We start from the raw sequence: 12609 nt of genomic DNA on the forward strand, positions 1-12609 counted from the left end.
CCTGCGCGCCTCGGCGTGAACCCGCCAATTGTGTCAGGACCACAGTCCGCCGCGACGGACTGACCTGCAATGCGACTATCTGTCTTCCTCGATCAGGCTCGGCCAATTGAGAACGACGTTGAACTTTGGGCTGACTTTCTGATCCATGGCCGATACCAACAGAAATCTCTGGCCATCGGCACTGACGTCGAAAGGACGGAATCCAAACTTGAGCGTGGACAGCCGGTGCTGGAAAAGTTTGGTGGGACTGCCTATTTCAACAGAACCGTCGGTCTTAATCGGCACCGACATCATTTCCCACTCACGATTGAAATACAGAATTTCCCCTCCGGCTGGATTCCAAACAGCCGACCTAACTCCCGATGTCGAGATCTGCCATTTGCCGCCGGCGCCGTCAAGTTTGAGCAGATACAACTCTGTGATATCGGTTTCTTCGGCTGCGTAAAGGAGGTATGTGCCATCGGGTGAGAATATCCCCCCATACTCATCCAACGGTGTCTTGATCAGCGGCACCGGTATGGAATCGGTCGCCAGATTCATCATTTTTATGTCCGGCTGACCCTCGGAGGCACCAGTGAAGCAGTACCTGTTTCCATCTCTTGAAATATCGGTCAGAACGTTGAAGGGTCCCGCCGCCGAGTCCAAAAGCAGAGATGCTTCCCCGGTACCATTGGCCGGTTTCCAAAAGGGTAGTATTGCCGGTATAGAGCCGTGATTATAGTATACAGTTGAGCCGTCCTGTGACCAGAGGGGGGCAAACTCTTCACCCTCTTCAAACGTAAAGCGCGAGCTGACCCCACGCTTTATATCGTGCATCCAGAGGTCGATTGTCTCCGTCTGCGGATCTTCAAGTCCAAAGACCAATCTTTGTCCGTCAGTTGCGAGGGCAACATCTCCGTATCTACCCGGTTCACCGATTTTGGCCAGTTCCTTGCCGGTCCGATCCACCCAGACCAACTCATTCTTGATAGATGCATCGGAGGTCATATACACCAGGGTGCCTTCATCGGAAACATCGAACGATGAAACAGCCGACTGGGACAGGCTGGCAATGTTCTCGGCAACTGGAATAGGCTCACCGACAACTTTCAATCCACTGACATCAAACGCCTGAGCCAGCAGTATTTTGTCTTTGACATAGACAAGGTATCCGGGTTCGCAGTATACAACTCTGGATGTCGTTTTGAACAGATCAACTGTTTCATCTGAGTCTACACGGCCCAGTTTCAAATCGAACGTCGAAGAACCGAGCGTCGAGTCACTCGCAACGAGAAACAAAAAATGTTTACCGTCCGGCAAAAAGTCCGGCCAGGCGTGATAACGTTCACTTCTCGCCTGGTCCAACTGTGAGACGACCACAGCGCTTCCACCTCCTGCTGCAACGGTGTGCAGACTGTCTCTGTCACTGCCGTCAAAGATAATGATTCCATCAGAACCCCAACTTCCGTCGGCCACCCTTTCAAACTCCCCGACTAACTGAGCGGGTCCACCGTTGATAGGTACTTTCTTGAGCTGATTGCGACCGACCGAGAAAGCAAGGTAGCGGCTGTCCGGCGACCAGAAAGGCCTCAGCGCCGCCTCGGTACCGTTTAACAGAAAAGACTCGTTGGAGTTTAGCGGTCTGACCCAAACGCCGGACTTTCGGGCGGCATCGGTCGCCTTAAAGGCGAGATACTTACCATTGGGAGATATCTGTGGCCAGTATATCGATTGGAAATCCTCGCCCGGTGTGATTTCGAACCGGATGACGTTTTTGACCGGTTCCGGTTGTGTGTGCCATTTGAAACCATAGAATGCAGCAGTGACAAAAGTCAGCGATGCTACCAGCCAACCGAGTCTGAGCTTGAACTTTCTACGGGCCGCAACTGGGGCTGGGATACCTGCCTGCGATCCCGATTGAGCCAGCCACCTGAGTTCATCGGCTAAGTCCCGCGCCGACTGCCAGCGTTTGTCAGGATCCTTCTCCAGGCACTTTCGCACCAGACGGTCAAGCCCGGGAGGAGTCATCGGCACAACCGAAGAAATCGGCGTCGGCGTGCGTTCAAGAATAGCGGCTATCAGATTGGCCTGACTCTTGCCGTCGAAAGGTCGTGCCCCGGTGACCATTTGGTACAGCACCGCACCAAAAGCAAACACGTCACTGCGGGCGTCAGCCTCGCTTCCCTCAAGTTGCTCCGGCGCCATGTACTGGATGGTGCCGACTATGGTCCCGGTGCCGGTAAGCGGCGTGGTCTGGGTGATACCGCTGATACCCTCCACCACGCCACCCGATATCTTCAGCTTGGCCAAACCAAAATCCAGAAGCTTGGCCCCTTCGCGGGTGAGTATAATATTGGCTGGTTTCAAGTCGCGATGGATCAATCCCTGACCGTGCGCTTTGTCCAGAGCATCGGCGATCTCGGTACCGATTTCGATTGCCTCATTGGTCGGCAGCGGACCTTTCTTGATCCGCTCGGACAACGTCTCACCTTCGAGGTATTCCATGACCAGATAGTCAAGACCGTTTTCTGAGCCGATGTCGTGGAGGGTACAAATATTGGGATGGTTCAAGCTGGAGATAGTCTTAGCCTCGCGCTCAAACCGTGCCCGCATGTCTTCGTTCTGAGCCGTGCGCTCCGGCAAAACTTTGATTGCGACAACTCGGTCCAGGCGCGTGTCTTTGGCTTTGTACACCTCGCCCATCCCGCCGCTGCCGGCCGGCGAGTCGATTTCATACGGACCGAGCTTCTGTCCCGGACTGAGCGTCATTTTAACTCCTGGAGATTTGTGCGTTACTTATGTTGTCCAACATTGTAACCGGCCCCGGGTTCCCACGATATGGTGGGCCGAGGCTTCAGTAGGCAGGCAGAGTTTAATACCAGTATTCCACTCTTCGGACTGGTTGATAGGCCCAGATCGTGTCATTGCGGGCGACCGAAGACACTCCGGTCGTTAGGAGCGCGGCAATCTCATCCTCTGTCACCCTGAGCGCCGTTGAAGGGTGGCCCTCCAACTACGTATCGAGATTCCATGTTGCGGTGGGTCCTGTCCGCCGCGGCGGACGCCGGCGGATTCGTGTGACCCGCCGGTCGGTCAAGCCGACTCGCTCGTGTCTCTGTACATGGGGCGCAAGAGCGCGAAGCGCAAAAAGCCGATTTATCGGTGTCGGGTCACAATCACGCCTTCGGCGCGCTCAGGACCCGACACAACATAAACGGCGTTTGTCACCATGCCTCATCGAGTGAGTCGAACTATTTCGAATCCACGTCATTGCCACCACAAGGCGCCAACGGCTCCGGTCCACCGCTGAACATGTAGTCGACCAAATAGACTAGATCAGCGATATCGACAGTGCACGAACCATCCAGATCGGCCGCAAGATCAAACGGTGGCGGGGGACCGCCGGTAAACAGGAAACTCACCATGTAAACCAGATCGGCGATGTCCACGAGTCCGTCGCTGTTCACGTCGCCGGAGACATGCCCGAACAGGAGAACCTCGGCCACCGCGGCACAGGGAGCACCGGACAAAGTGTTTCCCGACACATAGACCTGTTGCACGCTCTCATCGTACAACCATCCGAAACTCAGCACCAGATCGCAGGTGGGAACTTCCAGCCGCAATACGCGACCGGCATACCCTACCGCGGGCGGACACTCTTCTTCATCCAGAACCTCGATCGTTGACGGCACGATGGATTCATTGACTCGAATGGTCGACGTGTCGATATCGTCCGCGGAGCAGAGCCCGAAATTGCCGCAATACACGGTGTCCAGTGCGAAATCGAGGGCATGGGCCTCGAATACCCAATGTGTGTCGGGGTAACAAACAGCCGACCCGGCGCAGGTCATCGAAGGCTCTGCTCGCCAAAAGCCGGAATATAGCTGATAAGAACCGTCAGTTGAGTGACCAATGGCTCCTTGTCCGACCACCGACTTCATTGTTGCCTGGCCGTCACTGCACGTTCCACCCCCGGCGCCGATAACGTTGCGCGTAATAGTCTCGTCCGTCAACACTCCTGCCGACACTATCGCCAGAAGACAGATTATCAGCAGGGCACTCAGCGCGGGTGACCGCAATCTCAAAATCATCTTAATCATGATATTACTCCTTTACTCTCTATCTTTCTGTCACGTGCGCGCACACAAGGTCCCAAACTGCGCACTATTGTCATCTGTCTCTTGACGTATCCCTTAGTCATTGTAGATAACATGCCCATGGAGCGCTCCTTGGTGTTTGACCCCGGAAAGCGTCAAGAGGTGCGTATCACTGACGATTCTTATGTCAACTACTCCTCCGTTAATCGGGAAAGTGCCCACATCTCCTGGTAGCGCGTTCTGCCCGACGGCACCACCGAAATTCTCGGAGTGGAAAATAGTTGCTACGCTCCCGCTTCCACTTGGGTTTTCGATCTTCAGGAAGTCGGAAGCTCCAAAGGTAGATATTTTGATCCAGGAAGTATTGACGATGTACTGGGTGCTGCTGAAATCAACTTGCGTGTATTCCACATGATTGTCTTCGAGGGTTCCATGGATAGTACCGGTGGCTCGGATATCTCCGTCCACGTCCAGAGTGTACTGAGGGTTCTCCGTCCCGATGCCGACCATAGTGGGCCCTAGCGTCATCGTTGGCGGGTACCCTCCAGGTTGGCTATATTGCTGGCCATAATTGAGTTTTAACGCGCCATAGTCATTCAGGATGTACCAGTCCTTCCAACCCGTAATATCCGTGACGTCATACTGCAACCGGATCCCACAGGTCTGGTCAAGGCTTGCAATGTGCAGATCCCACGATGGGTATCTCGTCCCGATGCCGATGCGACCGTTGAGTGTAAAATCGGAGTGGAGGGCGACATCGCCGTAGATATCCCCACCGGTAGCCCCGTCCACCGTGGCCACCCTGTAGGCATACGGCACCGAGGTGAGCTGGATGCGCGGAGTCAGGGGAACACCGCTATTGTCGAGCTCTATCTCCAGCCAGCGTTCGGGACCATTGAGATCGTCCGCTTCAAGCGGCGCTATGCTACCAAGCATGACACTGAAATGCCCGCCGGTAAATGTAACCTGATTATGGTCTTCCTTACCCCATTTCAAGTTAACGGCTGAGGAAAGAACCGGGTCGTCATAAATCCTGAAGGTCATATCTGTCTTCTGGGTAACCGGATCACCATTGGCATCCTCCAGGTATCCCTGGTAGTTGATCATTTCGGGAACATTGGCTCCCTGGGCTGAGGCGATGAGTACGCCGCAGGCCATCATGACAGCCAACATCGCCGCCATGTTTTTGATTCGATGTGTTCCTAACATTCTTCTACCTCTCTTCTGTTCGCGATTCAGACCCAGAGCTCACACCGGCAAGGCGCTCCTCGCCTGATCGCAGGCCTTTTTCTTTGTCACATTCGGTTAGTCCGAGTTTTTCTGACTCGGTTCGCTTAGATGGAGAAAAAAGTCGTGGATAGCCCCTTGCTCCCCAATGTCGTTATGAGACTCACCACCCTGTGGCGCACGACATTGTGCGTTCAAGAACTCTTACGAAAGAACCAGAACGCTCACCGATCCGATCAAAGTCTCCGCGAAGGAAACTTCTCAGCCAACATCTTGGACTGGCTTTTCCGTTCCATCCGACGCTTGAACCTGTCGGGGGCCGTCTTGTGTAGCTCTTTCTCAAACTCGGTGTCCGGGACCACCGGTGGCACCTCTTGAGTTTTGCCGTGCTCGTCAATCGCTACAAACGTCAAGAACGAAGAAGCGCACGTCCGACGCTCCCCGGTCTTAAGGTCTTCACTGATTACGTTGACGTAAATTTCCATCGACGTCTTATGCGTCCAGGTAACGAACGATTCCAGGCAAATCATCTGACCGATATTGATCGGGTAGAGAAAATCAACCGAATCGGTCGAGGCTGTCACTACTTGTTGTCGGGCGTGCCGAAAAGCCGAGATCGATGCGATGTCGTCGATATAGTTCATCACCATACCACCGAACATAGTACCCAGAGCGTTGGAGTCCGGCGGCAGAACCAGCATTGCCTTCACCGTCCGTGATTGAGATACTTGCTTTGCTTGCATTGAGATTCCTATCCTACTCTCGGTTATTGCTTTCTATGTTAAGTAAGACAGGCCATGGCCTGTGTCAAGTTGGTTGTCTATCAGCTTAACACTGGCAACTCTTGCATCAGTGCCGGGCGTTGATGCAAACGCCCGGCACTTTCGATTCATTCCGGCTACCGATTGCCCTATGAGACCATTTCGCCAGTCGTTAGGTAGTGATCGAGCACACCGAGAATCTCGTCAATCTGCTTCCCGGCTGAGGCCAACTCATCGACAGCCTCATTTCCGTCCTCGTTAAGGGCCGACGCCGTCAGGACCCACCGCCCTGTCACCGTGCCATCGCCGTGGTCGACAAGACTTATTTCCATCTTGCCGCATTGGTTTTCGGAGGTTCTGGCATACTCTATGGCCTTGTTAGGCTCATAGCGTGTGCATACCCAGATCTCCTCGGCGCCGAAGAAACTGGTCCTGATGACTACATTATACTCCGCATAACCGGAGTCCGAATGCAGCAGTTCGCACGACCAGCCGGGCAGCCAGTCGTATTCGGTTGTCGGACAAAGCAGTGCGAAAAGTGATTCCGCCGATGTCATGAAGGTCCTCTGACAGACAGCCGTTGCTCTTTTCAACGGATTGATTGTCCGGGACCACTCTTTTTGGACTTGGTCCGATCTTTGCGTGTTCATCTTGTTTCTCCTTTCATCTTTCAGTTTGGTGGACCCAGCGCTTGATGTTGCTGGTCACCTTTGTAATCAACCTCTCGTACTAATCAGTGTGTACATACTAAACACTGAAAGCAAAAAAAACTACTCAACCTCGTCGAATGTGTTCCCAAGACGAACCAGGAACCTTTGGATGATTGCTCGCTCCTTAAGAGTGAAGCTCTTAATAATGCGTTCATGTTGCCTCAGAAGATCCGCCGTGGAGCGCCGGTAGTGCTCCAATGCCTTGGTGCCGGCCGGGGTGAAGGTCAGGGTCAACTCGTTTTTGTTGTATGGGTCTTTTGACTTAAGCAGAACTCCTTTCTTTTCCAGACGCGATAACGTCTGAGATACGGCGCCTTTGGTGACACCGAGCTGTTCCGCGATTCGGGTGGCATTGGTGGCCGTCTTGTCTCGAATTACCAGCATCAGATGGATCTCCGAGGGGAAAAACCTGACACCCCGGTATTGAAAGAGACTCTTCTTCTTCAAAAAGAGAATCTTGTTAATGACTTTGTGAAGTTCTTCTATGACCATTTCCTGTTTCCTTGCCATATTCGAGTTTAGTATCTAAATACGCAATTGTCAACAGATTGTTTTGTTTTTCTCGAAGTTTTTCAAGTGGCCCATATTTCGGGGCTTGTTGAAAAACCCCATCAGCCGTCATTGCGGGCACGGCCACAAGTGGCTTACACTTGCGTGCCGCGGCAATCTCAATTCGTTGTACAGCATGTAGTATGAGATTGCCGCGCTCTCCCGCGAAACGCGGCATCGCTCGCAATGACGAGAATCTGGACCTGATCAACAGGCCCTCGGGGGATATCTGCCGACAGGTTGACGTGCTTTTTATACCGACTTGCTCCTGTCTGATCTGTCAGCCACTTCATTTGAGTTGATGCGAATCGGCTAAGGCGTTGACTATCATGGCAAAGAAGCTATATTAGTCTGGTATTGAACGAATGTACTTACATCGCCGATATCAGTAAAAAGCAAAACCTCGTCCATCTCTGGAGGATTTTCATGAAACGGCTCATACATATCTCGTCAATAACCCTTGTCATAGTTCTGGCTGCCTCAAGACTGGCCATTGCCGATGTCCCTCAGCTTATCAACTACCAGGGTCGACTCACCGACGCAGGCGGTAACCCGGTCGACACAACCGTCGATGTGACTTTCTATCTTTATGCCATGCCGGGCGGCGGGCCGGAAATATGGAGCGAGACACACCCTGATGTCGACGTGATCGGCGGACTCTTTGATGTCCAGCTGGGGTCCTTCGTCTCATTCGACGATTCCGTCTTTAACGGCGTCGGACGTTTTCTGGGTGTCCAGGTCGGCGACGGGCCGGTGGGAGCGCCGTTTATACCGATCGCCAGCGTTGCTTATTCGATTCGCGCCGGAAAATCTGATACGGCCGACTATGCCCACACTGCACCGGGCGGCAGCGGCCACTGGACACTCAGTGGTTCGATCCTGTCCACCAACGACGCCTGGGGACTTACGCGTGGAAACGCCGGGAACGCTATCCTCGGTACGGTCGTCGAGTCACATGTGAACTTCGGTACCGAATGTACAACGGGAGTAGACGAAGCTCCTATAAACCATGCGACTATTTCCGGCGGTCACTGGAACAAGGCGACTGCCTTCGGCACTACTGTAAGCGGCGGCGTTCGCAACGATGCTTCCGCATCGTCAAGCACCATAAGTGGTGGCGAGTTCAATCAAACCTCCGGCCAATACAGCACTGTGGGTGGCGGGAACCTGAATGCAGCCGGCGGAACCTTCGCAACCATCGCCGGAGGTGGACCCTCGGATATCGGCAATCCCCTCGGCAGCAATAACCGCGTTTTCGACGACTACAGCACGATCGCCGGTGGCGGCGGAAATAGTGTCGGTTCAGATGACGGCGACAGTGAGAGCAACAAGTTCGGCACTATCGGCGGTGGCAAAGATAACGTTGTCGGTGGCGAGTTCGCGAGTATCGTCGGTGGATCGGGCAACACGGCCGGTGGATATGCTGGTACTATCTCCGGCGGTACGTACAATTCAACCTTCGGCAACTATGCCCATATCGCCGGTGGCAACGGCAACACCGCCGACGGCAACAACTCCTCAATCGGCGGCGGCAGCTCGAACAGTTCCGACGGTACCAGTTCCCACATCGGTGGCGGCCAGAGTAATACTGCAAGCGGTCCCTTCACAGTGATAGCCGGTGGCATAGGCAACACAAGCATCGGACAAATGGCGTCCGTCGCAGGTGGCCAGGGCAACGTGGCGTTTGGCAATCATTCGAGTGTCGATGGTGGAAAGGACAACTCCACCATGGCGCAGTTTGCAACAGTCGGCGGTGGTGAAAGCGACACAGCCGGTGGATCGCACGCAACCGTTGGAGGTGGATGGATCAATAGGGCGATGGGGGACTGGTCCGTTGTTTCCGGCGGAGAGAGTAACACCGGTTCCGGAAATCATTCGGTCATTGGGGGTGGTCTGAGCAATCAAGCCATCCATCCTTTCAACACAATAGCAGGTGGCGACAGTAACTCCACAGCCAACACCGCGACTACAATTGGAGGCGGAACAAGTAATACCGTGCAGGGCTCCTGGAGTGTTATCGCTGGCGGCAAAGACAACAACGCTTACGCTTCCTATAGCGTGATCTCAGGTGGCCGCGACAACTACACCATGGGACCCCGACACTACTCTGCCGTTGGCGGCGGAAACAGGAATGCCGCCATGGGACAAGCTAGCGCAATCGCGGGAGGTGACGCCGACAGTGTCAAGTCGCACTACGGCGCCATTGGCGGCGGCCAACTGAATCTGGCCGGTGATGAAGAAGCCGACACCGCAGTCGTGATCGGTGGCGGCATCAGCAACTCAGGTACAGCTCCGTTTGCTGTCGTCAGTGGCGGTGCGCGCAACATGGCGGCGGGTGACTACTCTGTCGTTGTTGGAGGTTATCAAAACAGTATTACCAGCACTGGAGATTTTGGTTATCTTTTTGGGATTGCTTCCAACCTCACTCAAGACTCCACCTTCATGGTCGACATGCCGCACATCCATTTCGGCGATGAATCCACCGGCTACGAATTCCCCACCGACGACGGCACGGCTGGACAGGTGATGACGACCAACGGCAGCGGTCAACTGGGTTGGTCCACGACCGGCGGTGACGGCGGTGTTTGGGTAGTTACCGATTCAATCGCTTACACGCGCAGCCAACTCGGCATTTCGCGCGGCGGGTCCTTCAACCAAAACTACGGTGTCGACAAACACACCTTTGTAAATCTCGGGTTGTACGGCCAGATTGGCGATGAACTGTTTGACATCTCCCACGGCACTATCGGGGGCGGCAGCCACAACAAAATCTTCGGGCACCTGGGGACTATCTCCGGCGGCGCTCAGAACGAGGTAGGCGGCACTGCGAGTGCAATCGGCGGCGGTCAGTACAATATTGGTGGCTGGGACTTTTCGACAGTCGGGGGCGGCTACACCAACTACGCCGGTTCAGGGTACAGTACGATAGGCGGCGGCTACCACAATCGCGCCGACGGTCACGCCACTACCATCGGCGGCGGCGAACGAGACTCGGTCGAAGGCCCATGGAGCGGCGTCGCAGCCGGATACCACAACCGCGCCGGCGATTGGAACCAGGACACGGCCGCCTTCGTCGGAGGAGGCTATGAAAACGCGGCCGAAGGCAGATACGCCTCGGTGTTAGGCGGCCAATACGACACTGCCTTAGCCGCTTACAGTACAATCGGAGGCGGCCTGGACAACTTCACCTCAGGCGGAATGTACTCCGCCATCGGCGGCGGGAAACTTAACATCGCCCAGGGAACCAGCGCGACCGTAGCCGGCGGCTTTACCAATCATGCTCTATTTGCCGGTGCCGCCATTGGCGGCGGCGAGAACAACGTGGTCCTCGAACGGGCATCAACAATTGCCGGAGGTGCAGCCAACTACGTCGGCAGCAAATTCTCCGCTATACTGGGTGGCCTTGGGGATACAATCCAAGCCGGTGCAGACTACTCTTACCTGTTCGGCATCGAAAGCGTGCTATCCCAGGATTCAACTTTCATGGTCGACCTGCCGCACATCCGATTCGGCGATGAAACTAACGGCTACGAATTCCCACCGCTTGACGGAACCATTGGTCAGGTCATGACCACCGACGGCAGTGGCCAGTTGAGTTGGTCCGGGTCCGGCGGTGGTATCGGCGGATGGGTCGACGACGGCAATTACGTCCATCTGGCTACGAACTCTGACAGCGTTGGCATTGGCACTGCTGTGCCCCAAGCAAATCTGCATATTGAAAGCGGTTTATGGCCGCGATTGAAAATCGAATGCAACGGCACGGGGAGCCCCATCCTGGAGCTGACCAAATATGGAGCCACCACCGAAATGACCCAATACTCCGGCGGTGAATTTGCCATTGAATCCAATTCTGGAGAACGGATGTCATTTATCACCCAGCCCGGTGGTTCGTTCGTAATGCGGTCCGGATCGGACTACGGACTGTTCATCGACAGTGCTCAACGTGTGAGCATCGGTGGCGCCTCGGCCAAAAGCCATCTGGATGTAGAGGGCGGCGTTTCCGTCGGCTGGCAGTATGCCGGCTTGTATGCGGCTCCGGATGACGGCCTGATAGTACAGGGGAGAGTCGGCATAGGCACGCACGATCCCAAAATGAAACTGGACATCGACGGTGGCACCAGGATTACAAATGTCAACTGGCCGGGTACTGGAGAAGGATTGGAGATGAACTACGATCCCGACATCAATCAGGGTATCATCCAGACCTACGACCGTGACGCGGGCACTTTTGGGACCTTATACCTGGGTGACGGAAATGTCGGCATCGGCACGACAAGTCCTCAAGACGCTCTCGAAGTTGCCGGGTTCGTTCGACTCGATGGTGGAGCTGGTAGCGGCAGCAATCTTCGATATGCCGACGGCGGAACCTTGCGATGGGCGCTGTTGTATAGGCCCTGGGCTTCTCATAAGCTGGGCTTCTTCGATGAGCAAGCTGCTCGTTGGACTTTGGCCATGGAACAGGGTACCGGCGAGGTTGGTATCGGGACCGACAGCCCCAACTACACGCTGGACGTCCGTGGCACTATAGGCAGCAACACTACACTGTATCATAGTGATCGCAGGTGGAAACAGAATATAGCAACTATCGACGATGCGTTGAACAAGATATCACAACTTCGTGGAGTGTCGTACGAATGGCGTGGGAACGAGTACCAAGAGATGCTATTCCCGGAAGGGACCCAACTTGGCTTGGTTGCTCAGGAAGTAGAGACAATTCTCCCGGAGGTTGTGAATACCAACAGCGCCGGTTACAAGGCCATTGAATATGCAAAACTGACAGCGGTGCTAATCGAGGCAGTGAAAGAACTTCAGGCTGAAAACGAACAGCTCAAAGAGGACGTGAACCGACTGAGCGATCTTGAATCTAAAGTGAACGATTTGCAGAAAGCCATCGGAAAACTATCGGCTACATCGGACGCGACGTTGTAACGGTGGTTCGCGCGTTACTCAGTCATACTGGCAAAGGCCGGATAAAAGTAGGTCAGGAGCCCTGTGCTCCTGACATCTTGGCGGGTCCGAAGACGGACCCACCCTACATTTGTCGACAACCTCACCCCGTGCACCCCTCAACCTCATCTTGAGCGCCCCTCAACTTCATCCTGAGCACCCCTCAACTTCATCTTGAGCGCCCCTCAACTTCATCCTGAGCACCCCTCAACTTCATCCTGAGCACCCCTCAACTTCATCCTGAGCGGAGTCGAAGGATGAGCGGAGTCGCTGCATGAGACTTTGTCACCCCACGAAAAAACTCACCCGACGCTTCGCTCTGTGTGTGGTATCGAGGTG

At 54.7% G+C, this 12609-nt stretch carries 7 protein-coding genes; 1 reads left to right on the plus strand and 6 read right to left on the minus strand.

The window, feature by feature from the left end:
- Positions 1 to 75: 75 nt before the first annotated feature.
- The 6 genes from OEV49_05290 to OEV49_05315 all read right to left on the minus strand — a co-directional run bounded on the left by OEV49_05290 (position 76) and on the right by OEV49_05315 (position 7266).
- A complete protein-coding gene (locus tag OEV49_05290) occupies positions 76 to 2748 on the minus strand; it encodes a protein kinase (GenBank protein MDH3890478.1) in 2673 nt (890 codons plus the stop codon).
- 482 nt (positions 2749 to 3230) lie between these two features.
- Positions 3231 to 4079: a dockerin type I repeat-containing protein gene (locus OEV49_05295; GenBank protein MDH3890479.1), complete on the minus strand. Its 849-nt coding sequence runs from the start codon at positions 4077 to 4079 to the stop codon at positions 3231 to 3233.
- A 93-nt stretch (positions 4080 to 4172) separates the two neighbouring features.
- Complete coding sequence (locus OEV49_05300) at positions 4173 to 5285, minus strand: hypothetical protein (protein ID MDH3890480.1); 1113 nt, start codon at positions 5283 to 5285, stop codon at positions 4173 to 4175.
- Between the two features lie 254 nt (positions 5286 to 5539).
- Positions 5540 to 6046 (minus strand): acyl-CoA thioesterase, encoded by a 507-nt coding sequence (locus tag OEV49_05305; protein ID MDH3890481.1) that lies wholly within the window; start codon positions 6044 to 6046, stop codon positions 5540 to 5542.
- Positions 6047 to 6213: 167 nt separating this feature from the next.
- A complete protein-coding gene (locus OEV49_05310) occupies positions 6214 to 6714 on the minus strand; it encodes a hypothetical protein (GenBank protein ID MDH3890482.1) in 501 nt (166 codons plus the stop codon).
- 120 nt (positions 6715 to 6834) lie between these two features.
- The gene (locus tag OEV49_05315; protein MDH3890483.1) at positions 6835 to 7266 is read right to left on the minus strand and encodes a MarR family transcriptional regulator; all 432 of its coding nucleotides are present in this window, start codon (positions 7264 to 7266) and stop codon (positions 6835 to 6837) included.
- 483 nt (positions 7267 to 7749) lie between these two features.
- On the opposite strand from OEV49_05315, the gene OEV49_05320 reads away from it, so the two are divergent.
- On the plus strand, positions 7750 to 12252 hold the full coding sequence (locus OEV49_05320; protein MDH3890484.1) for a tail fiber domain-containing protein: 4503 nt from the start codon (positions 7750 to 7752) through the stop codon (positions 12250 to 12252).
- Positions 12253 to 12609: the final 357 nt, after the last annotated feature.

The sequence above is a fragment of the Candidatus Zixiibacteriota bacterium genome (genome assembly GCA_029860345.1).
GTDB lineage: Bacteria > Zixibacteria > MSB-5A5 > GN15 > FEB-12 > JAJRTA01.